Origin of the sequence: Phycicoccus sp. CSK15P-2, assembly GCF_016888005.1 — a bacterium.
In the GTDB taxonomy this organism is placed as follows: Bacteria; Actinomycetota; Actinomycetes; order Actinomycetales; family Dermatophilaceae; genus Phycicoccus.
Genome location: NZ_JAFDVE010000020.1, coordinates 40451 through 65418, shown reverse-complemented (window position 1 = coordinate 65418; position 24968 = coordinate 40451). Strand labels below are relative to the sequence as shown.

Annotated in this window: 22 protein-coding genes; 7 read left to right on the top strand and 15 right to left on the bottom strand. The window is 73.1% G+C overall.

Features of this window, described 5'->3' with window-relative positions; genetic code table 11:
* Nucleotides 1-22: 22 nt before the first annotated feature.
* Both JQN72_RS12250 and JQN72_RS12245 read right to left on the bottom strand, forming a co-directional pair.
* Complete coding sequence (locus tag JQN72_RS12250; RefSeq protein ID WP_204135477.1) at nucleotides 23-832, bottom strand: ABC transporter permease; 810 nt, start codon at nucleotides 830-832, stop codon at nucleotides 23-25.
* Complete coding sequence (locus tag JQN72_RS12245) at nucleotides 829-1842, bottom strand: ATP-binding cassette domain-containing protein (protein WP_204135476.1); 1014 nt, start codon at nucleotides 1840-1842, stop codon at nucleotides 829-831. The genes JQN72_RS12250 and JQN72_RS12245 overlap by 4 nt, the downstream gene beginning before the upstream one ends.
* Nucleotides 1843-2094: 252 nt before the next feature.
* On the opposite strand from JQN72_RS12245, the gene JQN72_RS12240 reads away from it, so the two are divergent.
* Nucleotides 2095-3243: a hypothetical protein gene (locus tag JQN72_RS12240; RefSeq protein WP_204135475.1), complete on the top strand. Its 1149-nt coding sequence runs from the start codon at nucleotides 2095-2097 to the stop codon at nucleotides 3241-3243.
* A 52-nt stretch (nucleotides 3244-3295) separates the two neighbouring features.
* On the opposite strand, the gene JQN72_RS18925 is transcribed toward JQN72_RS12240, so the two are convergent.
* From JQN72_RS18925 to JQN72_RS12225, 3 genes are read right to left on the bottom strand one after another with little or no spacing between them, the layout of a single operon-like run.
* Entirely contained in the window at nucleotides 3296-4135 is an 840-nt protein-coding gene (locus JQN72_RS18925; protein WP_204135474.1) for a transglutaminase family protein, read from the bottom strand.
* A 2-nt stretch (nucleotides 4136-4137) separates the two neighbouring features.
* Nucleotides 4138-5064, bottom strand: a complete 927-nt coding sequence (locus JQN72_RS12230) for an alpha-E domain-containing protein (protein WP_204135473.1) — start codon at nucleotides 5062-5064, stop codon at nucleotides 4138-4140.
* Entirely contained in the window at nucleotides 5058-6623 is a 1566-nt protein-coding gene (locus JQN72_RS12225; protein WP_204135501.1) for a circularly permuted type 2 ATP-grasp protein, read from the bottom strand. The genes JQN72_RS12230 and JQN72_RS12225 overlap by 7 nt, the downstream gene beginning before the upstream one ends.
* A 205-nt stretch (nucleotides 6624-6828) precedes the next feature.
* On the opposite strand from JQN72_RS12225, the gene JQN72_RS12220 reads away from it, so the two are divergent.
* Entirely contained in the window at nucleotides 6829-7239 is a 411-nt protein-coding gene (locus JQN72_RS12220) for a YccF domain-containing protein (protein ID WP_204135472.1), read from the top strand.
* A gap of 52 nt (nucleotides 7240-7291) precedes the next feature.
* On the opposite strand, the gene JQN72_RS12215 is transcribed toward JQN72_RS12220, so the two are convergent.
* The 6 genes from JQN72_RS12215 to JQN72_RS12190 all read right to left on the bottom strand — a co-directional run bounded on the left by JQN72_RS12215 (nucleotide 7292) and on the right by JQN72_RS12190 (nucleotide 12220).
* The gene (locus JQN72_RS12215; protein WP_307812649.1) at nucleotides 7292-8035 is read right to left on the bottom strand and encodes a regulatory protein RecX; all 744 of its coding nucleotides are present in this window, start codon (nucleotides 8033-8035) and stop codon (nucleotides 7292-7294) included.
* A gap of 12 nt (nucleotides 8036-8047) precedes the next feature.
* Nucleotides 8048-9145, bottom strand: coding sequence for a recombinase RecA (gene recA / locus JQN72_RS12210; RefSeq protein ID WP_255541784.1), 1098 nt, complete (start codon nucleotides 9143-9145; stop codon nucleotides 8048-8050).
* Nucleotides 9146-9372: 227 nt separating this feature from the next.
* Nucleotides 9373-10188: an ABC transporter permease gene (locus JQN72_RS12205; RefSeq protein WP_307812648.1), complete on the bottom strand. Its 816-nt coding sequence runs from the start codon at nucleotides 10186-10188 to the stop codon at nucleotides 9373-9375.
* Nucleotides 10185-11033 (bottom strand): ABC transporter permease, encoded by an 849-nt coding sequence (locus tag JQN72_RS12200; RefSeq protein WP_204135471.1) that lies wholly within the window; start codon nucleotides 11031-11033, stop codon nucleotides 10185-10187. The genes JQN72_RS12205 and JQN72_RS12200 overlap by 4 nt, the downstream gene beginning before the upstream one ends.
* The gene (locus JQN72_RS12195; RefSeq protein WP_204135470.1) at nucleotides 11033-11962 is read right to left on the bottom strand and encodes an ABC transporter ATP-binding protein; all 930 of its coding nucleotides are present in this window, start codon (nucleotides 11960-11962) and stop codon (nucleotides 11033-11035) included. The genes JQN72_RS12200 and JQN72_RS12195 overlap by 1 nt, the downstream gene beginning before the upstream one ends.
* 36 nt (nucleotides 11963-11998) lie before the next feature.
* Nucleotides 11999-12220, bottom strand: a complete 222-nt coding sequence (locus JQN72_RS12190) for a DUF3046 domain-containing protein (protein WP_204135469.1) — start codon at nucleotides 12218-12220, stop codon at nucleotides 11999-12001.
* A 55-nt stretch (nucleotides 12221-12275) separates the two neighbouring features.
* Here JQN72_RS12190 and JQN72_RS12185 point away from each other — a divergent pair, with 55 nt between their 5' ends.
* Nucleotides 12276-13244 carry a nitrilase-related carbon-nitrogen hydrolase gene (locus JQN72_RS12185; RefSeq protein WP_204135468.1) on the top strand — a complete coding sequence of 323 codons (969 nt, stop codon included), beginning with the start codon at nucleotides 12276-12278 and terminating at the stop codon, nucleotides 13242-13244.
* Nucleotides 13245-13269: 25 nt separating this feature from the next.
* Nucleotides 13270-14319, top strand: a complete 1050-nt coding sequence (locus tag JQN72_RS12180; protein WP_204135497.1) for an agmatine/peptidylarginine deiminase — start codon at nucleotides 13270-13272, stop codon at nucleotides 14317-14319.
* On the opposite strand, the gene JQN72_RS12175 is transcribed toward JQN72_RS12180, so the two are convergent.
* The gene (locus JQN72_RS12175) at nucleotides 14291-15283 is read right to left on the bottom strand and encodes an aldo/keto reductase (protein ID WP_204135467.1); all 993 of its coding nucleotides are present in this window, start codon (nucleotides 15281-15283) and stop codon (nucleotides 14291-14293) included. The genes JQN72_RS12180 and JQN72_RS12175 overlap by 29 nt on opposite strands.
* Before the next feature lie 116 nt (nucleotides 15284-15399).
* Between JQN72_RS12175 and JQN72_RS12170 the strand changes: the two genes are divergently transcribed.
* Complete coding sequence (locus JQN72_RS12170) at nucleotides 15400-20106, top strand: ATP-dependent helicase (RefSeq protein WP_204135466.1); 4707 nt, start codon at nucleotides 15400-15402, stop codon at nucleotides 20104-20106.
* 3 nt (nucleotides 20107-20109) lie between these two features.
* Nucleotides 20110-20985, top strand: coding sequence for a DNA-formamidopyrimidine glycosylase family protein (locus tag JQN72_RS12165; protein ID WP_204135465.1), 876 nt, complete (start codon nucleotides 20110-20112; stop codon nucleotides 20983-20985).
* Nucleotides 20986-20995: 10 nt separating this feature from the next.
* Here the strand turns inward: JQN72_RS12165 and JQN72_RS12160 are convergent, their stop codons facing one another.
* From JQN72_RS12160 to rimO, 3 genes are all read right to left on the bottom strand, one after another.
* Complete coding sequence (locus JQN72_RS12160; RefSeq protein ID WP_204135464.1) at nucleotides 20996-21304, bottom strand: helix-turn-helix domain-containing protein; 309 nt, start codon at nucleotides 21302-21304, stop codon at nucleotides 20996-20998.
* A 223-nt stretch (nucleotides 21305-21527) separates the two neighbouring features.
* Nucleotides 21528-22268 (bottom strand): CDP-diacylglycerol--glycerol-3-phosphate 3-phosphatidyltransferase, encoded by a 741-nt coding sequence (pgsA, locus tag JQN72_RS12155; protein ID WP_204135463.1) that lies wholly within the window; start codon nucleotides 22266-22268, stop codon nucleotides 21528-21530.
* Complete coding sequence (rimO, locus tag JQN72_RS12150) at nucleotides 22265-23683, bottom strand: 30S ribosomal protein S12 methylthiotransferase RimO (protein ID WP_204135462.1); 1419 nt, start codon at nucleotides 23681-23683, stop codon at nucleotides 22265-22267. The genes pgsA and rimO overlap by 4 nt, the downstream gene beginning before the upstream one ends.
* Nucleotides 23684-23752: 69 nt before the next feature.
* On the opposite strand from rimO, the gene JQN72_RS12145 reads away from it, so the two are divergent.
* Entirely contained in the window at nucleotides 23753-24949 is a 1197-nt protein-coding gene (locus JQN72_RS12145) for a dipeptidase (RefSeq protein WP_204135461.1), read from the top strand.
* The last annotated feature ends 19 nt before the right edge of the window (nucleotides 24950-24968 follow it).

The window sequence follows — 24968 nt, the reverse complement described above, 5'->3', positions numbered from 1 at the left end:
CCACGAAACCGGCGGCCGCCGGTCAGCGGGACGTGGTGCGCTGGTACTGGCGGACCGACAGCGGGACGAACACGAGGAGCACGGCGAGCGCCCACAGGAGGGAGTAGACGACCGGATGCTGGAGCGGCCAGACCTCCGGCGGCGGGAACTGCGGGTTCGTGTTGCCGAACAGCTCGCGGGCCGCCTGGGTGACGCTCGACACCGGGTTCCAGTACGCGAAGGTCCGCAGCGGCCCGGGGAGCGTCTCCGGGCTGACGAAGGTGTTCGCGATGAAGGTCAACGGGAAGATGACGATGAACGCGGCGTTGTTGACCACCTCGGGCGTGCGTACGAGCAGGCCCACGAGCGCCATGATCCAGGACACCGCGTAGGCGAAGACGAGCAGGAGCAGGAAGCCGAGGACGGCGTCCAGCGGGTTGCTGCGGATCCGCCAGCCGACGACGAGACCGCTGAGGCCCATGACGACCAGGCTGATCGCGTTGTTGACGACGTCGGAGGCGGTGCGCCCGAGCAGCACCGCCGCCGGGGACATCGGCAGCGTCCGGAAGCGGTCGACGAAGCCCTTCTGGAGGTCCTCGGCGAGGCTGTACCCGGTGAAGGTGCTGCCGAAGACCACGGTCTGGGCGAAGATCCCCGCGATGAGGAACTCCTTGTAGTCGATGCCGGTGTCCTGCTCGCCGATCGCCCCGCCGAAGACGTAGGCGAAGAGCAGGACGAACATGATCGGCTGCAGCGTCGTGAAGACGAGCAGGTCCGGGACCCTTCGGATCTTGATGAGGTTGCGGCGGGTGACCGTGACGGCGTCGGCCACGGTGTGCGACAGCGTGGTCATCGGGCCACCCCCTGGGCCTCGGTGCGGCCGGCATCCGGCCCGTCCGGCTCGTCCGGCTCCTCCGCGGCCCGGCCGGTGAGGGTGAGGAAGACGTCGTCGAGCGTCGGCCGCCGCAGCCCGAGGTCGGACACCCCCACCCCTTCGGCGTCGAGCCGCCTGACGGCCTCGACGAGGACGCTCGCGCCGCCGCTCACCGGGATGGTGACGCGCCGGGCCCGCTCGTCGACGACGGCCTCCCCCCGGCCCAGGCCGGCGAGGGCCTCGCGCGCCGCCCCCAGTGAGCCGGCGTCCTCGACGACGACCTCGACCCGCTCGCCGCCGACCTGTTCCTTGAGCTCGTCGGCCGTTCCCTCGGCGATGACCCTCCCGTGGTCGATGACGGCGACCCGGTCGGCGAGCTGGTCGGCCTCCTCGAGGTACTGGGTCGTGAGGAGCAGCGTCGTGCCCTCGCGGACCAGGTCGTCGATGACCTTCCACATCCCCAGGCGCGAGCGGGGGTCGAGCCCGGTCGTCGGCTCGTCGAGGAAGAGGACGGGCGGCCGCGCGACGAGCGCCCCGGCGAGGTCGAGCCGGCGACGCATGCCCCCGGAGTAGCCCTTGACCTGCCGGTCCGCGGCGTCGGTGAGGTCGAACTGGTCGAGCAGCTCACGGGACCGCTCGCGCGCTGCCCGGGCCCCCAGGTGGTAGAGCCGACCCACCATGTCGAGGTTCTCGAACCCGGTGAGGTACTCGTCGACCGCCGCGTACTGGCCGCTCACCCCGATCGTGCCGCGGACCCGGGCGGGGTCGGCGAGCACATCGGTGCCGAGGACGCGCGCCGACCCGGAGTCCGGCCGCAGCAGCGTCGTGAGCACCTTGATCGTCGTCGTCTTGCCGGCACCGTTGGGCCCGAGCAGCCCGACGACGGTGCCCTCCGCCACCCGCAGGTCCAGGCCGTCGAGCGCCCGGACCGCGTCGTCACCGGACCCGTAGGCCTTGGCGAGGCCCTCGGCCTGCACTGCGTCGCTCATCGCGTCCTCCACTCCGCCGCTCGGTCCGTGCGGCACTGCGCACCCTAGAGGTGCCCGGTGACATACCGGTGTCGCCCGCGAGGCTCCGTGCTCACGGGCGGGATGTCCTCCGGTCGCACGGGCGCCGAACCGGGAGATCTTTTTGTCGTTGCGACCGGGCCCTTCCGACGGAATTCCTGAAGTGGAAATACACCCCTCGCGGTGGTAGGCCGGGGTCACCAGCCAACGGTTACCCACAGAGAGGAGCGGTCGATGACGACCACCCTGTCCCAGGGCCTGCTTCGCCGGGCCCTGACCGCCACCGTCGTCGCGGCGGTGTCCGTCACCACTTTCGCCGTCACGGCATCACCTGCTTCGGCGTCGGACCTCGGCGTCAACTACAACGGCCTGACGCGCGCCGTGAACGACAGCGAGCTGGACCGGGTCGGGACCGGCCTGGCCCGCGGCTTCCTCGACATCCGTGCCCTCCAACGGGGCGGCGTCGGCTCCCTGGACTCCGACCCGGATGTCGCGGGCTTCACACGCATCTCGGGCACGGGGCGTCGGGCGGTGCTCAACCTCAAGTTCGACTTCCGCGGCGACAGCTTCCCCGCCGACGCCGACAGCACCCGGTTCAAGGACCTGCGCGCGTTCACGACCGAGGTGCTCGACCGCGTCTACGCGAGCACCGACGTGCTCGTCGTCGGCAACGAGCCGTTCATCGAGTCCGACCCCGCCGACCGGAACCAGTCGCTCGTCGACTTCTACACGCACATGGCCAACCACGTCATCGCCTACAACAAGACCCGGCGCGACATCCCCGTCTACGTGGGTGCCTTCAACAACCTCCAGAAGTCGGGCTGGCGCACCCCGGCGACCGAGAAGCTCATCGCCTACGCCAAGAACACGCCGCGGATCGCAGGCATCGACCTGCACATGCACGTCGGGGCGATCCCGGAGATGGACCAGGCCATCACCTGGGCCCGTGGGCGGCTCGGCGGCTCCAAGGGGATCATCAGCACCGAGTTCTCGCTGAAGAACCACTTCAAGGCCCAGCTGGGCAAGCCCGTGAACGCCGGGTTCGCCTCGCGGCACGCGGCCGTGAACCCGAGCTGGAAGGTGTGGCAGTACCTCGACTTCTCGCTGCGCAACCCGCGGCCACGTGCCGAGTGGGTCGACTTCCTGAAGTCCTCGGACTGGTTCTTCAACGTCCGGTTCTTCCTCGGCAACGCCGACGAGCTCTTCGACCGCAAGAACCTGAGGTTCGCCACCTATGCGATGCGTCAGTCGCAGAGCAGCATCGGCCCGAACACCGACCCGTGGATCCTCAACGGGATCTACTGCAACCAGACGTGCACGCGGCCGGGTGGAACGTCACAGCTCAACTACGCATGGGTCGACAGCTTCCGCAACCGCACCTGAGGCCGACGCCGGCGCTGACCCGCTGCCGGGAAGGCTCACTGCCGGCAGCGGGTCACGCGAGTCGGGTCATCGTGACCTCGACCTGCTGCGCCGCGGTCGCGCGGCCCGAGTAGACGCCCTTGAACGGCGAGACGTCCTCGTAGTCCCTCCCTCGGGCCACGACGACGTGCTCGACGCCGACGGGCGTGCCGTTCGTCGGGTCGACCGGGACCCAGGCGTCGTCCCACAGCTCGACCCACGCGTGGCTCTCTCCCGACGCACTCTCGCCGACGTCGAGGTCGCTGCGCGGCGCCAGGTAGCCCGAGACGTAGCGGGCCGGGATGCCGAGCGAGCGCAGCGCGCCGATCGTGATGTGCGCGAAGTCCTGACAGACCCCGGCGCGGTCGGCCCATGCCTCCTCGCCGCTGCTGTGCACCCCTGTGGCACCCGGCCGGTAGGTCATCTCGTCCCGGACCCGGCGGCACAGCTCGTCCGCCGCCTGCCGCGGGCTCGGCAGGTCGCGGACGGCGTCGACGATCGCCGCGACACCCTCGCCCGGCCGGGTCCGGGTGGAGAGCATGAGCCACTCGTAGAGCCGGTCCTGGACGGAGGGGTCACGCACGGTCTCCCAGTCGCAGACCGGGTCCGGCTGCTCGACGTCGGACTTCTCCACGGTGGAGATCGCCTCGATGTCGAGCCGCTCGTGCTCGGCGAGGCTCTCCATGGACATGACGTGGGTGCCCCAGTGGTCGCGGTAGACGTTGCTCCACGTCATCGGACGGATCCGGATGCGGTTCTCCAGAGTCGTCTGGCCCGGCTCGTTGAGCGGGGTCATCCGCAGCTCGTTGTGGGCGGCACGGATCGGCCCGTCGTAGGCGAGGGCGGTCGTGTGGACGATGCGGTAGCGGCGCACGGTCACATCCTGTCGCGGGTCCACGTCGGCAGTGGACCCGACTGGAAGTAGCGGCTGGCGATCGAGCTGGACGCAGCGGTCACGGCCGACTGCACGCGCAGCATCTGGGCGGGGAGGTCGGAGATGACGTCGGCCGTGGCGCGGTACTCCAGGCTCGTCCGGATCCGGCCCAGCTGGCGCCGGGCCTCGTCGGAGACCCCGATCCGCTCGGTGTGCGGCGGCGAGAGCGCCTCGAGCCGGCGCTCGGCCTCGAGGAGGGAGAAGAAGACCGACCGTGGGAACTCGCGGTCGAGGACGAGGAACGCGGCCGCGCGGTCGTCCGTGAGCAGCCCCCGCTGGCTGCGCATGAACGCCTGCTGGGCACCGCAGCTCGAGAGCACGACCGCCCACGGTGCGCCACCGCCGGACAGGCCACCGGTGGCCGCCAGCCGGGCGGTCATGTCGGCGCGCTCGAGGCTGCGCCCGAGGACGAGGAAGTCCCAGGCCTCGTCGTGCGACATCGTGGAGTCGGCGATGCCCGAGACGAGCGCCGCCCGCTCCCGCACCCACGACAGGTGCCGCTCGGTGACGATGCCCCGGCCGAAACCGTTCCACCGGTGCCAGGTCGTGTTGATGCCCTCCCACAGCTCGGTGGAGAGCGTCTCGCGGGCCCGCCGGGCGTTCTCGCGCGCGGCGAGCCAGGCACCGGTGATCGAGCTCGAGTTCGTCCGGTCGAAGACGAGGGAGGCGCCGACGTCGTCGAACGTCGTCCGCCCGTCCCCCGGCAGCCCCATGATGACCGACCGGACGGTGTGCGAGGCGGCCCCCTCGTCAGCCATCGGGTCCTCGAGCAGCTGAAGGCGCAGGACGTCGAAGATCCGCGCGGTGCCGTCGGCCCGCTCGGTGTACCGGCCGATCCAGAAGAGAGACTCGGCGATGCGGCTCAGCATCCGGCCCCACTCACCACTGTCGGCCCGGGCGCCGGTTGCCGTTGTTGTTGCTGTTGTTGCTGTTGGGCCCGCATCGAGTCCTCGAGCGAGGCCGTGGGTGCGCTCATGACGACGACCTCGCGGTTGTCCGAGGTGGACGCCGTGGCCGGGACGCTGGCGCGCCGGTCGGAGAGCACCCAGGTGTCCTTCGACCCACCTCCCTGGCTGGAGTTGACGACGAGCTCACCCTCGGGCAGGGCGACGCGGGTCAGGCCGCCGGGCAGGACGCGCACCTGCTCGCCGTCGTTGACGGCGAAGGGTCGCAGGTCCACGTGCCGCGGCGCGAGCGCGCCCTCGATGAACGTCGGCACGGTCGAGAGCTGGACGACGGGCTGCGCGATCCACCCGCGCGGGTCGTCCTCCAGGGTGCGGCGGAGCTGGTCGAGCGTCACCCCGTCGGCCTTCGGCCCGACGACGAGCCCCTTGCCTCCGGAGCCGTCGACCGGCTTGACGACCATCTCGTCGAGATGGTCCAGGACGTGCCGCAGTGCCTCGCCGCCGTCCGCGCACCGGAAGGTGTCGACGTTGGGGATGATCGGGTCCTCGTCGAGGTAGAACCGGACGAGGTCGGGCAGGTAGCTGTAGATGAGCTTGTCGTCGGCCACCCCGTTGCCCACGGCGTTCGCGACCGTGACCCGGCCGGAGCGCATCGCCGAGACGAGGCCGGCCACCCCGAGGACGGAGTCACCCCGGAAGTGGACGGGGTCGATGAAGTCGTCGTCCACCCGGCGGTAGATGACGTCGACGGGCCGGTCACCGGTCGTCGTGCGCATCCGGACCTGCCCGCCGACGCAGACCAGGTCGCGGCCCTCGACCAGCTCGACGCCCATCATCCGGGCCAGCAGTGCGTGCTCGAAGTACGCGGAGTTGAAGACGCCGGGGGTGAGCACGACGACGGTGGGGTCGCTCGCGCCGTCCGGAGCGGCGGCGCGCAGCGCCTGGAGCAGCATCCGCGGGTAGTCGTGGACCGGGCGGATGCGCATCGTCGCGAAGGCCTCGGGGAACACGTTGGCCATCGCCCGGCGGTTGGCGATGACGTAGCTGACCCCGGACGGCACCCGGACGTTGTCCTCGAGGACCCGGAAGGTGCCCTGCTCGTCGCGGACGAGGTCGACGCCGGCGACATGCACCCGGACCCCGTTGGCGGGGCGGATGCCCATGACGGCGCGGTGGTAGTGGCTGGAGCTGGCGATGAGCCGCCACGGCACGATGCCCTCGTGCACGGCACGGGGGATCTCGCCCTCGCGCGAGTAGATGTCGTCGAGGAATGCCTCCAGCGCCGTCACGCGCTGGGCCACCCCGGACTCGATGACCTGCCACTCGTGGGCACTGATCACCCGGGGCACGGCGTCGAGAGGGAACGGGCGCTCCTCCCCCGCGTAGTCGAACGTCACACCCTGGTCCAGGTAGGAGCGGGCGAGGATGTCCGCTCGCTCCTTGAGGGTGGCTCCGCGCATCGAGCGGAGCGTGTGGAAGACGGGCTTGTACGGGGTCCGCGGGTCGTCCGGCGCCGCGAGCATCTCGTCCCAGGCGGCCCCGAGGCGGTAGTCCCCGAACAGGCCCTCCGTGTCCTCGGTCGTCGTCGGTTCGCTCACCCCCCGAACCTATGGGGAATCGGTGAACATGTCATCACCGCCCGGTCTCGGGCGTGTTTCCGGGACATCCCTGATGTCGTGGGTCCCCGGAGTCGTGCGACGCTGGGCCACACCGAGGTTCGGAGGTCCGGTGCGCACGCTGCTCAACATCGTCTGGTTCGTCTTCGGCGGGCTCTGGCTCGCCCTGGGGTACGCCCTCGCGGGGGTGGTGCTCTGCCTCCTCGTCGTGACCATCCCCCTGGGGGTGGCGTCGTTCCGGATGGCCCGCTACACGCTGTGGCCGTTCGGACGGGCCGTCGTGGACAAGCCAGGGGCCGGCGCGGGGGCCGTGGTCCTCAACGTCGTGTGGCTCGTCCTCGCTGGCTGGTGGCTGGCGCTCGGGCACCTGACCACCGCAGCGGCCCAGGCGGTGACGATCGTCGGCATCCCGCTCGCCGTCGCGAACCTCAAGCTCATCCCGGTCTCGCTCGTGCCCTACGGCAAGGACATCGTGCGCAGCGACTCGCTGCCGCCGGGTGAGCGGCCGCTCCACTCGTTCTGAGCCGGGTCCGACCGCGGTCACCTGCCGTCCCGACGGGCCTGGGGCCACCGGCTCAGTCGCGCCGGTGCTCGGGGGCGTCGTGGACGGCCTCGCGCACGACCCGCATCGCGACCTCCGCGTCGTAGCCCTTGCGGGCGAGCATGCCGGCGAGCCGGCGGGTCTGGACGTGCGGCTCCAGACCGTGCATCGAGCGCATCCGCTTGGCGACGAGCTGCCGGGCCCGCTCCTCCTCCGCGTGCGGGTCGACGTCGTCCAGGGCCGCTGATGCGATGTCGTCGTCGACCCCCTTCCTCCGCAGCTCCTGGCGCAGCGCCCGGCGAGCCAGGCCTCGTCCGGCCTGCTGGGAGCGGACGAGCATCCCGGCGTAGGCCTCGTCGTCGACGAGACCCACCTCCTCCATCCGGTCCAGGACAGTGGCCGCGACGTCCTCCGGGCAGCTCTTGCGACGCAGGACCTGTTCGAGCTGCGACCTGCTGCGCGGGGCGGCCGTCAGCTGACGCAGCACGATCTGCCGGGCCCAGTCGTGCGGGTCCGGCTCCTCGCCCCGTGTGCGCGGGTCGCCCTCGGCATCCGGCGGCACGACCGGCCGGGACCGGGAGTCGCGCGCCCGCCCGGGCCGGTCACCGCGACGCCGGCCCTGGGCCGCACGCCCAGCGCCGTCCTCGGCCTCCTGCAGGACCGCACGCAGGTCGTCGAGGGTCGCCCCCTCGCCGTGCGTGTCCGCCCTGCCGCCGGAAAGGAGTGGTGGCCCCACCGCCCATGCGGGCGGCGGGGCCGAGCCGTCACCGAACGCCACGCGGTGTCACCCTCAGAAGTCGACCGGGGCGTCCGCGGTCGGCTCGGCGTCGGGCTTGGCGCCGACCCCGAGCTTGTCCTTGATCTTCTTCTCGATCTCGTCCGCGAGCTCGGGGTTGTCCTTGAGGAAGCCTCGAGCGTTCTCCTTGCCCTGGCCGAGCTGGTCGCCGTCGTAGGTGTACCAGGCGCCGGCCTTGCGGACGAACCCGTGCTCGACGCCCATGTCGATGAGGCCGCCCTCCCGGGAGATGCCCTGGCCGTAGAGGATGTCGAACTCGGCCTGCTTGAACGGCGGGGAGACCTTGTTCTTGACGACCTTGACGCGGGTGCGGTTGCCGACCGGGTCGCTGCCGTCCTTGAGGGTCTCGATGCGCCGGACGTCGAGCCGGACCGAGGCGTAGAACTTCAGCGCCTTGCCACCGGTCGTCGTCTCGGGCGAGCCGAACATCACGCCGATCTTCTCGCGGAGCTGGTTGATGAAGATCGCCGTCGTGCCGGTGCTGTTGAGCGCACCGGTGATCTTCCGCAGTGCCTGCGACATCAGGCGCGCCTGGAGGCCGACGTGGCTGTCGCCCATCTCCCCCTCGATCTCGGCCCGGGGCACGAGCGCGGCCACGGAGTCGATGACGATGATGTCGAGGGCACCGGAGCGGATGAGCATGTCGGCGATCTCGAGCGCCTGCTCCCCCGTGTCGGGCTGCGAGACGAGGAGGGCGTCGATGTCGACGCCCAGCTTCTTCGCGTACTCGGGGTCGAGAGCGTGCTCGGCGTCGATGAACGCCGCGATGCCGCCGGCCTTCTGCGCGTTCGCCACCGCGTGCAGCGCGACCGTCGTCTTACCCGAGGACTCCGGGCCGTAGATCTCGACGACACGACCGCGGGGCAGACCCCCGATGCCGAGCGCGACGTCGAGGGAGATCGCCCCCGTGGGGATGACGGCGATCGGGGGACGGACGTCGTCCCCGAGGCGCATGACCGCACCCTTGCCGTGGGTCTTCTCGATCTGGGCCATCACCGAGGCGATGGCCTTCTGGCGCTCGCCGTCCGGGGCGGCGCCGTCGGGCGCCGGAGGGGTCAGGACGGCACCGCGTGCGCCGTTGGGTCCAGCCATGTCACACCTGTTCCTTCACATGTCGTCATCGGGCGCGCCCACCGGCGACCAGCTCCCGCTGTCGGCCTCGTCGCGAGGTCTGGTCAGACGCTAGGCGGGAGCACCGACACCGACCACGGGCCGCCGTGGGACCTGTGGACGAGTGGAGCCGGAACCCTCACCTGTGGACGACCGTAGCCGAACACGTGTTCGACATCGTGCCCGACACGCGCGACACGCCGGTGGGCTCAGGTGAGGAGGAGTGTCGCGATCCGGCGCGAGGTGCCGACGACCCCGAGGGCGCCGAGCACGGCCAGGTACAGGACGTGCCACAGCAGGCCCCACCCGACCTCGTCCAGCATGAGCGCCCGTTCCAGGGCGACCCCGTGGTACAGCGGCGTGGCCCGGACGAGCCACTCGAGGGCGTCGGGGTACGTCGACAGCGGGAAGAACGTGGCCGAGAACAGGAACATCGGCTGGATCGCGAGCGTGACGTAGTCGAAGTCCTGCCAGGACCGCATGAACGTCGTCGTGAACATCCCGACCGCACCGAAGGCCAGGCCGACGAGCAGGGCGGCCGGCACGGCGAGCACGGCCCACCAGGACTCGACGAGCCCCGCGACGAGCGCGACGACGAGGAACATCGCGGAGTACAGGCTGCCCCGCAGCAGCGACCACGTGATCTCGCCGACCGCGATGTCCCGTGGCCCGACGGGGGTGGCGAGCATGGCGTCGTACAGCTTCTGGTAGCGCAGCTTGAAGAAGACGTTGAACGTGGCGTCGAAGATGGCGCCGTTCATCGCGGACGCGGCGAGCAGCGCCGGCGCCACGAAGGCTGCGTACCCGACGACCGACCCGCCGTCGGTCGTGACCCGGCCGATGAGGGCGCCCAGGCCGACCCCGAGCGAGAAGAGGTAGAACACCGGCTCGACGAAGCCGCTGAGCAGGAGGACCCACGCCCGACGGAAGGCCGTCGCGTTCCGCGCGACGACGAAACGGGCCATCCCCAGGCCCACCGGGAAGGGCAGCGCGCGGCGACGGGACGGCGCGGAGGTGACGGTCACGACAGCAGCCTCCGGGCCAGCCGCCGGCGGGCGAGCACCCAGCCGACCCCGACGAACACCAGGAGCACCCCGACGTGGAGCAGGCCCGCCAGCCCGGGCGAGCGGCCGTACGCGGCGTCCCGGGTGAGCACCACGCCGTGCCACAGCGGCGTCACCCAGGCCGCCGGACGGAGCCACACCGGCAGCTGCTCGAGCGGGAAGAACGTGCCGGAGAAGAGGAGCACCGGGGTGAGGACGAACCGGTAGAGGATGCCGAAGACGTTGTCGTTCTCGACGCCGGCGCTGATGGCGAAGGTGGGCACCGCGAACGCGAGCCCGGTGAGCAGCCCGATGGGCACGGCGACCAGCACCCACCACGAGGCGAACGCCCCGAAGAGGGCGGCGACCCCGACGAAGATCCCGCACGCGACGAGGAGGTTGACGGACAGCAGCGCGAGGTGGCCGAGGACGACGTCGGTGACGTCGAGCGTCGTCGACAGCGCAGCCGAGTACATCCTGTTCCACTTGATGTAGCCGAGGACGGGGTAGGTCGTGTCGCCGAAGCCGAGGAGCGCCGCCTGGTAGGCGATGATCCCCGGCACGACGAAGTGCAGGTACGACCCGCCGTCGACGCCACCGCTGCCGGCGTCGACGAGCGAGCCGAGCCCCAGCCCCAGCGCCGCCAGGAAGAACAGCGGGGAGAGGAAGCGGCTGATGACCGAGCCGCGCCAGGTGCGCCGGTAGACGCGCACGTGGTGCTCCGCCGCGGCGGCGACGCGCTCCGCCCGGCTCATCGGTGGTCGTGGGCCGTGGGCCAGCCGCCCGCCGGCGGGGACGGCTCCCGTGGGTGCGGAGGTGGTGGCCATCAGTCGACGAGGGTGCGGCCGGTGAGGAGGAGGAAGACGTCCTCCAGCGTGGAGCGCCGCACGAGTGCCGAGAGCGGCCGCACCCCGCGGTCGTGCAGGCGCGCCAGCGCATCGTCCCCGTCGGCGGTGTAGACGAGCAGCCGGTCGGGGAGCTCCTCGACCCGGTCGGCGACGCCCCGGACGGCCTCGACGTGCCGCTCCTGCTCGTCGACGGCGAACCGCAGCTCGACGACCTCGCGCGTCGAGTGGGCCTCGATGAGCGCGCGTGGGCTGCCCTCGGCGACGATCCGCCCGTGGTCCATGACGACGAGGCGGTCGCACAGCTGCTCGGCCTCGTCCATGTAGTGCGTCGTGATGATGAGCGTGACGCCCTCGCGTTTCAGCCGGTACAGCCGGTCCCACAGGACGTGCCGCGCCTGCGGGTCCAGGCCGGTGGTCGGCTCGTCGAGGAGCAGCACCTCGGGGTTGTTGACGAGCGCCCGGGCGATGGTGAGGCGGCGCTTCATCCCCCCGGAGAGGGGCTCGACGCGGTCGTGCCGACGCTCGGTGAGCTGGGCGAACTCGAGCAGCTCGTCCGCGCGGGCCCGCACCTCCCGTCGGGAGAGCCCGAAGAAGCGCCCGTAGACCCACAGGTTCTCCTCGACGGAGAGGTCCTCGTCGAGCATGTCCTGCTGCGGGCACACCCCGAGCCGGGCGCGGATGGCCGGGCCGTCGGTGGCCGGGTCGAGTCCGAGGATGCGCAGCTCGCCCCCGGTGGCCGGCGAGACGCAGCCGACCATCTTCATCGTCGACGACTTGCCCGCGCCGTTGGGGCCGAGGAAGCCGAACGCCTCGCCCCGCCGGACCTCGACGTCGATGCCGTCGACGGCCGTGAAGTCACCGAAGGTCTTGGAGAGCCCTCGGGCGCTGAGCAGCACCTCGTCCGTCACGTCGGCGACAGTAGACGACACCCCCGACACCGGGCATCAGGGTTTCGGCGGTGGCTCGATGCCGTGCCGGCGGGCCTCCGGCACGTCGAGGTCGTCGCACAGCGCCCGCCACACCTGTCGAGGCGCGACCCCGGCGTCCAGGGCCTCGCTGGCGGTCCGGCCGCCGAGCGCGGACATCACGTGCGTGCGGGCGAGGGTCCGGGCGTAGGTGTCGCCGAACTCGCCCGCCATGAGCTCCCAGAACCTCGAGTGACGCACGCCCCGATGCTAGGCGGCCGGGTGGGCTCCCTCGCCCGGCGGCATACTGAGCCCCATGCGCCTCATCACGGCCGAAGGCGTGCCGCCCTCCCCCGCCCGGGTCCACGAGCCGTCCTCGGCGCCGGTCCGCGTCGGGCTCGTCCAGCACTGCTGGGACCCCGACGCCGAGCGTCTCGCAGCGACCCTGCTCGAGGGCGTGCGCACCGCCGCGGGCGCGGGCGCCCGGGTGGTGTTCCTCCCCGAGCTCACGCTGTCGCGCTACCCCGCCGACACCCTGCCGGAGGGCCGGCCGGACACCACCGCCGAGTCGCTCGAGGACGGCCCGACGACGACGTTCGCCCGCGCGGCCGCGGCCGACACCGGCGCGTACGTCCACGCCAGCCTTTTCGAGCGAGCAGCCGCACCGGACGGCTCGGACGACGGCCTCGGCTACAACACCGCGGTCCTCGTCGCCCCCGACGGCACGCTCGTCGGGCGCACGCGCAAGACGCACATCCCGGTGACGGCCGGCTACCACGAGGACCGGTACTTCCGCCGTGGACCCGCCGCCGACGCGTTCCCGGTGTACGCCCTCGACGACCCGGCCGTGCGGGTGGGGCTCCCCACGTGCTGGGACGAGTGGTTCCCCGAGGTCGCCCGGGCGTACGCGCTCGGCGGCGCCCAGGTGCTCGCGTACCCCACCGCGATCGGCTCCGAGCCGGACCACCCGCAGTTCGACACCCGGCCGCTCTGGGAGCACACCGTCGTGGGACACGCCATCGCCAACGGCCTGTTCGTCGTCGTGCCCAACCGCTACGGCAACGAGGGCCTCGTCACCTTCTACGGCTCCTCCTTCGTCGCCGACCCCTACGGCCGGGTGCTCGTCCGGGCCCCGCGCGACGAGGCCGCGGTGCTCGTCGCCGACCTCGACCTCGCCCAGCAGCGCGACTGGCTCGACCTCTTCCCGTTCCTCACCACCCGGCGCCCCGACGCCTACGGCCCCCTCACCGGCTCCTCCCGCACCGAGCACCGCGGGACGGTCTGACGTGCCGAGCCCCGGCGCCTGGCGGATGCCCGCCGAGTGGGACCGTCACGAGCGGACCTGGATGGCCTGGCCGACGGCCGGCTACGCCCTCGGGGAGACCCCCGACGACGCGGAGGAGGCGCAGCGCACCTGGGCGGCGGTCGCGAGGGCGGTGGCGCTCTTCGAGCCGGTGACCGTCGTGGTCGACCCCGCCGACGTCGACGACGCACGCCGCGCCCTCGCCCGGGGCAGCGCGCCAGCGTTCGGGGTCGACCTCGTCGAGGCACCCCTCGACGACGCGTGGATGCGCGACATCGGTCCCACCTTCGTGCGCGGCCCCGACGGGTCGCTCGGCGCCGTCGACTGGACCTTCAACGGTTGGGGCGCCCAGGACTGGGCCGTCTGGGAGCACGACGAGCGGATCGGGCTGTTCGTCGCCGACCTCGCCGGTGCGCAGGTCGTCGACTCGCCGATGGTCAACGAGGGTGGCGGCATCCACGTCGACGGCGCCGGCACCGTGCTGCTCACCGAGACCGTGCAGCTCGACCCGGGTCGCAACCCGGGGCTGACCCGCGCGGACGTCGAGGCGGAGATGGCCCGCACCATCGGCGCGACGTCGTGCATCTGGCTGCCCCGGGGGCTCACCCGCGACTACGACGAGCTGGGCACCCGCGGGCACGTCGACATCGTCGCCACGTTCGCCGGCCCGGGGACGGTCCTGCTCCACTGGCAGGCCGACCCGGCGCACCCCGACCACGCGGTGTGCGCCGAGCTCGAGAAGCTGCTCGCTGCCTCGCGCGACGGTCAGGGGAACTCGCTCGAGGTCGTCCGGCTGCCGGCGCCGGCGACGCTCGACGACGGCGAGGACTGGGTCGACTGGTCCTACGTCAACCATCTCGTGACGAACGACGGCGTGGTCTCCTGCACCTTCGACGACCCGCGCGACGACGACGCGACGCGCCTGCTCCGGTCCGTCTACGCGGGACGGCGCGTCGTCGGCGTCGACGCCCGGCCGCTCTTCGCCCGCGGCGGCGGCATCCACTGCATCACCCAGCAGCAGCCCGCGGTCACCACCGAGGGTGCACGGACTCCCTGAGCAGGTCGTCGTAGACCTCCTGCACCGCGGCGTCGAAGGCTCCGAGGTCGGCACCGCCCTCGAGCAGCGCGCCGACCTCCACGTTGGCGCGCGCCTGGTCGGCCGTCCGCGCCCCCGGGATGACCGAGGTGACCCCCGGCCGGGACGCCACCCAGGCCAGGCTCGTGGCCGGCAGGGACACCCCGTCCGGCAGGGCGTCGGTGAGACGGGAAGCGGCCTCCAGACCGGTCTCGAAGTCGACCCCGGAGAACGTCTCGCCCTGGTCGAAGGCCTCCCCGTGCCGGTTGAACGTGCGGTGGTCGTTCTCGGCGAAGGTCGTGTCGCGGGTGTACTTGCCCGTGAGCAGCCCGGAGGCCAGCGGGACGCGGGCGAAGACGGCCACCTCGGCGTCGAGGGCCGCGGGAAGGACCTCGTCGAGGGGCTTGAGCCGGAAGGCGTTGAGGATGATCTGGACGTTGGTGACGTTCGGCCGGGCGATGGCGGCGAGCGCCTGGTCGCAGGTCTCGACCGAGACGCCGTAGGCCGCGACCGCGCCGTCGGCGACGAGGGAGTCGAGCGCGTCGTACGTGGCGTCGTCCTCGATGACGGCGCTCGGCGGGCAGTGCAGCTGGACGAGGTCGAGGGTGTCGACGCCGAGGTTCGCCCGGCTGCGGTCGGTCCAGGCCCGGAAGCTCTCCAGCGTGTAGTTGACCGGCTCCTGCGCGACCCGACGGCCCATCTTCGTCGCGACGGTGACACGGTGCCCGGGACGGTCGGCGAGGAAGGCCCCGATCGTCGACTCGCTGCGGCCGTCCCCGTAGACGTCCGCGGTGTCGAGGAGGGTCACCCCGCCGTCGGCGGCGGCCGCGAGCACCTCGGCTGCGTCCGCGTCGCTGACGTCGCCCCAGTCCGCACCGAGCTGCCAGGTGCCGAGGCCGATGACGGAGACGTCGCGTCCGGTGCGTCCGAGGGGTCGTTGCTCCATGGGTGGGGTCCTTCCGTGGCCGGCCGCGGCGGTCGCCGCGACGCCTTCGACCCTAGCCCCGGGCCGGAGCCTTCCGGGGCCGTGGTGTCGGTCCGGGGTGAGAGGGTGTGCGCAGCATGGATGGCGACGTCCTCGACCGCTTCTCCCCCGCCACGGCCGCGTGGTTCCGGGGGAGCTTCAGCGCACCCACGGCTGCACAGGAAGGCGCCTGGGAGGCCGTCTCCGGCGGCCGCCACGCTCTCGTCGTCGCCCCCACCGGCTCGGGCAAGACGCTGTCGGCCTTCCTCTGGGCGCTCGACCGGCTGGCAGCCGAGCCCGTGCCGGCCGAGCGGCTACGACGGTGCCGGGTGCTGTACGTCTCCCCCATGAAGGCGCTGGCCGTCGACGTCGAGCGCAACCTGCGCAGCCCGCTCGTCGGCATCCGGCACGCGGCGAGCCGTCTCGGCCTCCCCGAGCCGGACATCACGGTCGCGGTCCGCTCCGGCGACACCCCGGCCGACGAGCGCCGGGCCTTCGCACGCACCCCGAGCGACGTCCTCATCACGACGCCCGAGTCGCTCTTCCTCCTCCTCACCTCGGCCGCACGCGAGGCCCTAGCCGGCGTCGAGACCGTCATCGTCGACGAGGTCCACGCCCTCGCCGGCACCAAGCGCGGTGCCCACCTCGCGCTGTCCCTCGAGCGGCTCGACGCGCACCTCGACCGCCCGGCACAGCGCATCGGGCTGTCCGCCACGGTCCGCCCCGTCGAGGAGGTCGCGCGCTACCTCGCGGGCGGCCGGCCGGTCGACGTCGTCCAGCCGCCCTCGACGAAGGAGTGGGACCTCCGGGTCGTCGTCCCCGTCCCGGACATGTCCGAGCTCGGGCAGCCGACCGGCGACCTCGCCGGGGCCGCGTCCGGCCAGGAGCAGCGCGCGTCCATCTGGCCCCACGTCGAGGAGCGCATCGTCGACCTCGTCGCAGAGCACACCTCGACGCTCGTGTTCAGCAACAGCCGGCGCCTCGCCGAACGGCTCACGACCCGCCTCAACGAGATCTGGGAGGAACGCGTCGAGGCCGCGGACGGCGCCGCGACCGTCGGGGCCGAGGGTGCGGTGGCCCGGCCGTCCGCCCTGAGGCGCACCCCGGCGCAGGTCATGGCCCAGTCGGGGCAGAGCAGCGGTGCGCCGCCTGTCCTCGCCCGTGCGCACCACGGGTCGGTGAGCAAGGAGCAGCGGGCCCGGATCGAGGAGGAGCTCAAGACCGGGCAGCTGCCGGCCGTCGTCGCCACGAGCAGCCTCGAGCTCGGCATCGACATGGGCGCGGTCGACCTCGTCGTCCAGGTCGAGTCGCCGCCCTCGGTCGCGTCCGGGCTGCAGCGGGTCGGGCGGGCCGGGCACCAGGTCGGCGCCGTCTCGCGCGGCGTCCTCTTCCCGAAGTTCCGCGGCGACCTCGTGCAGACCGCGGTCGTCGTCGAGCGGATGCTCTCGGGCAGCATCGAGGCACTCCGGGTACCGCAGAACCCCCTCGACGTCCTCGCCCAGCAGGTCGTCGCGATGTGCGCCCTCGACGACTGGCAGGTCGACGACGTCCTCGCCCTGGCCGGGCGGGCGGCGCCCTACGCCACGCTCTCCCGCCCCGTCCTCGAGTCGGTCCTCGACATGCTCGCCGGGAGGTACCCGAGCGAGGACTTCGCCGAGCTGCGGGCCCGGATCACCTGGGACCGGCTCTCCGACACCCTGTCGGGCCGGCGCGGTGCGCAGCGGCTCGCCGTCACCTCCGGCGGCACCATCCCCGACCGCGGCCTGTACGCGGTGTTCCTCGCGACCGGCGAGGGGCCCGGGCGGCGGGTCGGCGAGCTCGACGAGGAGATGGTCTACGAGTCGCGGGTCGGCGACCTCTTCACCCTCGGCACCTCGACGTGGCGGATCGAGGACATCACCCACGACCGCGTGCTCGTCACGCCGGCCCCCGGTCTGCCGGGTCGGCTGCCGTTCTGGAAGGGCGACAGCCTGGGCCGGCCCGCCGAGCTCGGCCGCGCGGTCGGCGAGTTCGTCCGGGAGGTCGAGTCGCTGCCCACCGAGGCGGCCCGCGAGCGCGTCATGGCCGCCGGGCTCGACACCTGGGCGGCCGACAACCTCCTCACGTACCTGCGCGAGCAGCGCGAGGCCACCGGCCACGTGCCGGACGACCGCACGGTCGTCGTCGAGCGCTTCCGCGACGAGCTCGGCGACTGGCGGATCGCCGTGCACTCGCCCTTCGGCGCTCAGGTGCACGCACCGTGGGCACTCGCCCTCTCGGCCCGGATGCGCGACCGGTTCGGCGTCGACGTCCAGGCGATGCACGGCGACGACGGCATCGTCCTGCGGCTGCCCGACCTCGAGTGGGCCGACGTCGAAGGCCTCGACCGGCGCGGCGTCGGCCGCGAGCTGCTCGACCTCGTGACCCTCGCGCCCGACGACGTCCGCGGCCTGGTCACCGACGAGATCGGCGGGTCGGCGCTGTTCGCCAGCCGGTTCCGCGAGTGCGCGGCGCGGGCGCTGCTCCTCCCCCGGCGCCGCCCGGACCGCCGGCAGCCGCTGTGGCAGCAGCGGCAGCGGGCATCACAGCTGCTCGAGGTCGCCAGCCGCTTCCCGACCTTCCCCATCGTCCTCGAGGCCGTCCGCGAGTGCGTCCAGGACGTCTTCGACGTGCCCGGGCTCGTCGACCTCATGCGGGACGTCGAGGGGCGGCGGGTCACCGTGGTCGAGGTCGAGTCGAGCACGCCGTCGCCGTTCGCGAAGTCCCTGCTGTTCGGCTACGTGGCGCAGTTCCTCTACGAGGGCGACAGCCCGCTGGCCGAGCGGCGTGCCGCGGCGCTGGCCCTCGACCCGAGCCTGCTCGCCGAGCTGCTCGGCGGCTCCGAGGGGCTCGCGCTGCGTGACCTGCTCGACGCCGAGCAGGTGGCCCGCACCGAGGCCGAGCTCCAGCGTCTCACCCCGGAGCGTGCCGCCCGCGACGCCGACGACGTCCTCGACCTCCTGCGCGTCCTCGGCCCGCTGTCCACCGAGGCGGTGCTGCAGCGCTCCCGGGAGGGCGTGACGGGCTCCGACGTCGAGGGATGGCTCGCCGGGCTGGAGGGCGCACGACAGGTCATCCCGGTGCGGGTCGCCGGCGAGGACCGGTGGGCGGCCGTCGAGGACGCCTCGCGCCTGCGCGACGCCCTCGGCGCCTCGATGCCCCCGGGCGTCCCCCAGACCTTCCTCGAGCCGGTCGACGACCCGCTCGGCGACCTCGTCGCCCGCTACGCCCGCACGCACGCGCCGTTCCACGCCGCCCAGGTGGCGCACGCGTACGGCATCGGCGTGGCGGTCGCCGCCACGTCCCTGGCCCGGCTCGTCTCCTCCGGCCGGGTCGTGCAGGGCGAGCTCCTGCCCACCGGCGGCGGCGCCACCGAGTTCTGCGACGCCGAGGTCCTGCGGATGCTGCGGCGCCGCTCGCTCGCCGCGCTGCGCGCGGAGGTCGAGCCGGTCACCCCCGACGCGTTCGGCCGTTTCCTCGCCGAGTGGCAGGGCGTGGGCGGCCGGCTGCGCGGCCGGGACGGCGTGCTCCGGGCCGTCGAACAGCTGAGCGGGGCCGTCCTCCCGGCGAGTGCCGTCGAGTCGCTCGTCCTCCCCGCACGGGTGGCCGACTACACCCCGGCACTCCTCGACGAGCTCCTGGCGAGCGGCGAGGTCCTGTGGTGCGGTCACGGCTCGCTGCCCGGCGACGACGGCTGGGTGTCGCTGCACGTCGCCGACTCCGCGCACCTCACGCTGCCCGGTCCCGACCCGGAGCAGGTCCCCGACGAGCAGGGCATCGCCGTCCTCGACGCCCTGAGCGGCGGCGGTGCGCACTTCTTCCGGGGGCTGTCCGACCAGGTCGGCAGCACCGACGACGAGGTCCTTGCCGAGACCCTCTGGGCCCTGGTCTGGTCCGGGCGGGTCACCGGCGACACCTTCGCCCCCGTGCGTGCGCTGCTCTCCGGGGGCCGTACGGCGCACCGGCGGTCCGCACCCGGGCCGCGTCGGTCCCGTTACGCAGGGCGGCGCGGCCCCCTCGGTGCGCTCGGATCGGCACCGTCGCGTCCGGCGATGCCCAGCCGCTCGGGCCCGGCCCGCGTGACCGGACGCTGGTCACTGCTGCCGCTCGCCGAGGACGACGCGACACTGCGGGCCCTGGCCACCGCCGAGCTCCTCCTCGACCGTTACGGCGTCGTCACCCGGGGGGCCGTGGCCGCCGAGGACGTCCCCGGTGGCTTCGCTGGCGTCTACCGGGTGCTCGGCAAGGCCGAGGAGGCCGGGCGGGTCCGCCGGGGCTACTTCGTCGAGGGCCTGGGGGCGTCCCAGTTCGGCACGTCCGGCGCCGTCGACCGGCTCCGGGCCGGCACCGGCGGCGACCGGCGTGCCGAGCCCGTCCCCCTCGTCCTGGCTGCCGGCGACCCCGCGAACCCCTACGGCAGCGCGCTGCCCTGGCCCGAGCGCGCCGTCGACCCCGCGGACGGCGAGAGTGGCACCGACGCCGCCGACCGACGCCGGCGCCACCAGCCGGGCCGCAAGGCCGGCGCCGTCGTCGTCCTCGTCGACGGCGTGCTCGCGCTCTACGTCGAGCGCGGCGGCCGCACCCTGCTCACCTACACCGACGACAGCGAGGCACTCACCGTCGCCTCGGGGGCGCTCGCCGACGCGGTCCGCCGCGGGCAGCTCGGCCGGATCACCGTCGAGAAGGCCGACGGCGGTCGGCTCCTCGGCTCGGACCATCCTGTCGTCGCGGCCCTCGAGACCGCCGGGTTCCACCTGACGCCACGCGGCCTGCGGATGCGGCGCTGAAACGTGCCCGAGGGAGACACCGTCCACCGCACCGCGGCGCGGCTGCACGCCGCGCTCGCCGGTGCCGAGGTCACTGGCGCCGACCTGCGCTGGCCGTCCGTCCCGGACGTCGACCTCCGCGGCTCGACGACGCTCGAGGTCGTGGCGCGCGGCAAGCACGTCCTCCAGCGCTTCGACACGGGCACCACGCTGCACACCCACCTGCGGATGGAGGGCCAGTGGCGCGTCGAGCACCCCGGCCCGCGCACCGACCGGATGCTCCGCCGCCGCGACCTCCGGGCAGCGGTCCTCACCGCCTCGTGGTCGGCGGTGGGGCTACGGCTCGGGATGCTCGACCTCGTCCCGACCGCACGAGAGCGCGACCTCGTCGGTCACCTCGGTCCGGACGTGCTCGGCCCGGACTGGGACCCCGGCCGCGCCCGCGACAACCTCCTGGCGCATCCGGGAACGTTGGTCGAGGCGCTGCTCGACCAACGCTCTCTGGCCGGGGTCGGTACCTTCTGGGCCAGCGAGGTCCTGTTCCTCGAGCGGCTGCACCCCTGGGCCCCGGCCCGGGACACCGACCCCGCCCACCTCGAGCGGCTCCTCATCCGGCTGCACCGGCTCATGACGGCCGCCGAGCGTTCGGGGTGGCAGATGACGACCGGCGTCCAGCGGGCCGGCGAGGAGGCCTACGTCCACGCACGGTCCGGGCGGCCGTGCCGACGCTGCGGTGACACCGTCCGGGTGGCGATGGCGGGCAGTCCGCCCCGGGAGCGGACGGTCTTCTCGTGCCCGTCGTGTCAGGGCGGCCTCGCACCCACGGACGACGGCCGCCCGCAGCGGCCTCTCGGAAGCAGCCCGGGGCCACGCGGCGCCTACCGACGCCGTGCTCCGTGAGGAGAACCGCTCAGGCCGCGGAGGCGGAGACCTCGTCGGCGTCGACCGCCGGACCGACCGGGAGCGTGACCGGCGCGGTGAGAGTCTCGACGTGCTCGACGCGCTCGCGGACCAGGCCGAGGAGCTCCGAGAGCGGCATCCCGAGACCGTCGCAGATGGAGGCGAGGAGCTCGGAGGACGCCTCCTTCGTGCCACGCTCGACCTCACTGAGGTAGCCGAGCGAGACGGCCGAGGACTTCGCGACGTCTCGCAGGGTGCGGCCCTGGGCGGTCCGCACGTCGCGCAGGACCTCGCCCAGCTCGTGGCGGAGCAGGATCACGGCGCCTCCTCTCGGGTCGTCGGTCTCGGTGCCGTGGGTCCACCGTACCCCTGTTGGTCCGCGGCGTCGTGCATGTTCGGGACGCTCAGCGCGAGGAGGTCGACCGCCGTACCGACGGCCGCGGCCCCCGGCTCGCCCCGGTCTCTCGGCAACACGTGGTGCTCGGCCCGTGTTCCCGCAGGCCCTCCGGCTGCGACGACCACGGCGCCGCGTACGACGGGCGTCATCCCCGGCGCTCCGCCTGACGGGCCGCACGTGCCGCCCGCTTGCGCGCCGTCCGCTCGCTCGTGCGCCGCAGGCGGAGGGCCTGGACGACGTAGTCGACGCCCGTGACGACCGTGACGGCGACGGCTGCACCGAGGAGACCCCACGCGAGGGCGTCCCAGAAGCCCGCGGCCGGAAGGGTCCATCGCGGCCACAGGAAGAAGCCGATCCCGAAGGTCTGCAGCAGCGTCTTGAGCTTGCCCCCGCGCCCCGCGGCCATCACCCCGTGCCGGATGACCCAGAAACGCATCGCGGTGATGCCCCACTCCCGCACGAGAACGACCACCGTGACCCACCACGGCACCTCCCCGATGCTGGAGAGCCCCACGAGGGCCATCGTGACGAGCGCCTTGTCGGCGATGGGGTCGGCGACCTTGCCGAAGTTGGTCACGAGGCCGCGGCTGCGCGCGAGGTCGCCGTCGACGCGGTCGGTGACCATCGCCACGGCGAACACGACGAACGCCACCCAGCGCAGCACGGGCCGCTCACCGCCGTCGGACAGGAGGAACCACCCGAAGATCGGGACGAGGAGGAGGCGCGCCACCGTGAGGTAGTTGGCGATGTTCCACGCGCTCGGACCGGTCTCGGGAACCGCGGGGCTCGCGGGGTCGATGCCGACGCGGTACGGGTCGCTGGCCCGTCCCTCGGCCAGCGGGCCGGGCCGTACCGGGCGGGTCGGCCGGGCGGGACGCTCGCTCATCGCGGCTCCACGAGGAGGTCCACGCCCTCGGACCCGACGACGACTCCCTGGACGAGGTCGCCGACCGCGGGCAGCGGCGCTCCCCCGGGCACCCGCACCTGGCAGACGCCGTCGACGTCCGGGCCCTGGTGGTCGGCCCGCCCGACGGCGACAGCGGGGTCGTCCGCGTCGTGCTCCTCGACGAGGACGACGACGGTCTCCCCCGCCCGTTCGCGAGCACGCTGTGCCGTCAGCTCCTCGACGAGCCCCGAGATCCGCTCGACGCGCTCGGCGACGACGTCCTCGGGCAGGTGGCCGTCCAGGGACTCGCCCTCGGTGCCGTCCTCGTCGGAGTAGCCGAAGACGCCCACGACGTCGAGCCGGGCATCGACGAGGAAGCGCTCGAGCTCGTCGACGTCGGCCTCGGTCTCACCGGGGAAGCCCACGATGACGTTGCTGCGCGCCCCGGCCAGCGGCTGGCGCGCACGCACGCCGTCGAGCAGGCCGAGGAAGGCCTCCGTGCCACCGAACCGGCGCATCCGCCGGAGCAGGGTCGGCGAGGCGTGCTGGAAGGAGAGGTCGTACCAGGGCGAGACCCCCGGTGTCGCGGCCATCGTCTCGAGCAGCCCAGGGCGGACCTCGGCCGGCTGGAGGTAGGACACCCGCACCCGCTCGACACCGTCGATGCCCGCGAGCTCGGGCAGCATCGTCTCGAGCAGGGTGAGGTCGCCGAGGTCCTTGCCGTAGGACGTGGAGTTCTCGCTGACGAGGAACAGCTCTCGAACACCCTGCCCGGCCAGCCACCGCGCCTCGCCCAGCACGTCCGACGGGCGCCGCGAGACGAACGAGCCGCGGAACATCGGGATGGCGCAGAAGGCACACCGCCGATCGCAGCCGCTCGCGATCTTCAGCGGCGCCCACGGCCGGGAGTCCAGCCGACTGCGGACGACGCCGGCGTCGTGGCCCGGGAGCGAGACCCCCCCGGTCGCGGCCGGGCGCTCGACCGGGGTGAGCGGCAGCAGGCGCCGACGGTCGGTGGGGACGTGCGCCTCGGGGCGGGCACCGTCCAGCACGGCCCGGAGATGGCCGGACATGTCGGCGTAGGAGTCGAAGCCGAGCACCGCGTCGGCGTCGGGCAGCTCGTCCGCGAGGGTCCTCCCGTAGCGCTCGGCGAGGCAGCCGACGGCGACCACGGCGCGGGTCCGCCCGGACTCCTTGAGGTCGGCGGCCTCGAGGATGGTGTCGATGGAGTCCTTCTTCGCCTGTTCGACGAACCCGCACGTGTTGACGAGCGCGACGTCGGCGTCGGCGGCGTCGTCGACGAGGTCCCATCCGTCGGCCGCGAGGCGCCCCGCGAGCTCCTCGGAGTCGACCTCGTTCCGGGTGCAGCCCAGGGTCACGAGCGCGACGCTGCCACGGCTGGCCCTCGTCGTCATGTCGTCACTCTAGTTGCGGCGGGTGGCTCGCCCGGACACCCCGGTGGTCGACCGGTATGGTCCCGCCGCATGGACGAGCTCGGGGGACGGATCCGCACGCTGCTCGACACCTCGCCGGTGTTCGACGGGCACAACGACCTGCCGTGGGAGGCGCGCAGGCGGGTCGCCTACGACTGGTCCCGCCTCGACCTCGCCGCGGGAGGGCTGCCGACCCACACCGACCTCCCTCGGCTGCGGGCGGGTGGGGTCGGCGCGCAGTTCTGGTCGGTCTTCGTCCCGGCCGACCTCGCAGGGGACGCCGCGGTCGCGGCGACACTCGAGCAGGTCGACGCGGTGCACGCGATGGTGGCCCGGTACCCGGAGCACCTTGCCCTCGCCACGAGCCGCGCCGACGTGGAGCGCGCCTGGGGCGCGCGACGGATAGCGTCGCTCATGGGGGCCGAGGGCGGCCACAGCATCGACTCGTCCCTGGGGACGCTCCGGATGCTGTACTCCCTCGGTGTCCGGTACCTGACGCTCACCCACAACGACAACGTCCCCTGGGCCGACTCGGCCACCGACGAGCCGGTGCTCGGCGGGCTGTCGGCGTTCGGCCACGAGGTCGTCCGGGAGATGAACCGGCTCGGCATGCTCGTCGACCTCAGCCACGTCTCGCAGGACACGATGCACGACGCGCTGGACACGGCACGGGCGCCCGTCGTCTTCTCGCACTCGTCCGCGCGCACCGTCTGCGACCACCCTCGCAACGTGCCGGACGACGTCCTCGAGCGCCTCCCCCTGAACGGCGGCGTGTGCATGGTCGCGTTCGTCCCGAAGTTCGTCAGCCAGGCCGTTCGCGAGTGGGACCTCGTGGCGGCGGACGTGGCTGCCGCCCAGGGCATCTCGTCCACCGACATCGTCGCCTACACGGAGTTCACGGCCGAGTACCGGCGCGGCCATCCCTCGCCGGCGGCGACCGTGGCCGACGTCGTCGCGCACTGCGAGCACGTGCGCGAGGTCGCGGGCATCGAGCACGTGGGGCTCGGGGGCGACTACGACGGCGTGGACCTCCAGCCCGAGGGCCTCGAGGACGTCAGCGGCTACCCGCGCCTGCTGGCCGCCCTCGCCGAGCGAGGGTGGAGCGACGCCGACCTCGCCCGGCTGGCGAGCGGGAACGCGATGCGGGCCCTCGGGGACGCCGAGGACGCCGCCGCCGGGATCGCCGCGGACCGAGGGCCCTCGCTGGCCCGCATCGAGGACCTCGACGGCTCCCCCGCGCCGTTCTGAGCATCCGTGCGGCCCGGGG

Bases quoted from the DNA above. Each gene is read 5' to 3' on its own strand.
- JQN72_RS12250 (WP_204135477.1), bottom strand. From the start codon at position 832: ATGACCACGCTGTCGCACACCGTGGCCGACGCCGTCACGGTCACCCGC.
- JQN72_RS12245 (WP_204135476.1), bottom strand. From the start codon at position 1,842: ATGAGCGACGCAGTGCAGGCCGAGGGCCTCGCCAAGGCCTACGGGTCC.
- JQN72_RS12240 (WP_204135475.1), top strand. From the start codon at position 2,095: ATGACGACCACCCTGTCCCAGGGCCTGCTTCGCCGGGCCCTGACCGCC.
- JQN72_RS12230 (WP_204135473.1), bottom strand. From the start codon at position 5,064: ATGCTGAGCCGCATCGCCGAGTCTCTCTTCTGGATCGGCCGGTACACC.
- JQN72_RS12225 (WP_204135501.1), bottom strand. From the start codon at position 6,623: ATGCTCGCGGCGCCGGACGACCCGCGGACCCCGTACAAGCCCGTCTTC.
- recA (WP_255541784.1), bottom strand. From the start codon at position 9,145: ATGGCTGGACCCAACGGCGCACGCGGTGCCGTCCTGACCCCTCCGGCG.
- JQN72_RS12200 (WP_204135471.1), bottom strand. From the start codon at position 11,033: ATGGCCACCACCTCCGCACCCACGGGAGCCGTCCCCGCCGGCGGGCGG.
- JQN72_RS12185 (WP_204135468.1), top strand. From the start codon at position 12,276: ATGCGCCTCATCACGGCCGAAGGCGTGCCGCCCTCCCCCGCCCGGGTC.
- JQN72_RS12180 (WP_204135497.1), top strand. From the start codon at position 13,270: ATGCCCGCCGAGTGGGACCGTCACGAGCGGACCTGGATGGCCTGGCCG.
- JQN72_RS12175 (WP_204135467.1), bottom strand. From the start codon at position 15,283: ATGGAGCAACGACCCCTCGGACGCACCGGACGCGACGTCTCCGTCATC.
- JQN72_RS12170 (WP_204135466.1), top strand. From the start codon at position 15,400: ATGGATGGCGACGTCCTCGACCGCTTCTCCCCCGCCACGGCCGCGTGG.
- pgsA (WP_204135463.1), bottom strand. From the start codon at position 22,268: ATGAGCGAGCGTCCCGCCCGGCCGACCCGCCCGGTACGGCCCGGCCCG.
- rimO (WP_204135462.1), bottom strand. From the start codon at position 23,683: ATGACGACGAGGGCCAGCCGTGGCAGCGTCGCGCTCGTGACCCTGGGC.
- JQN72_RS12145 (WP_204135461.1), top strand. From the start codon at position 23,753: ATGGACGAGCTCGGGGGACGGATCCGCACGCTGCTCGACACCTCGCCG.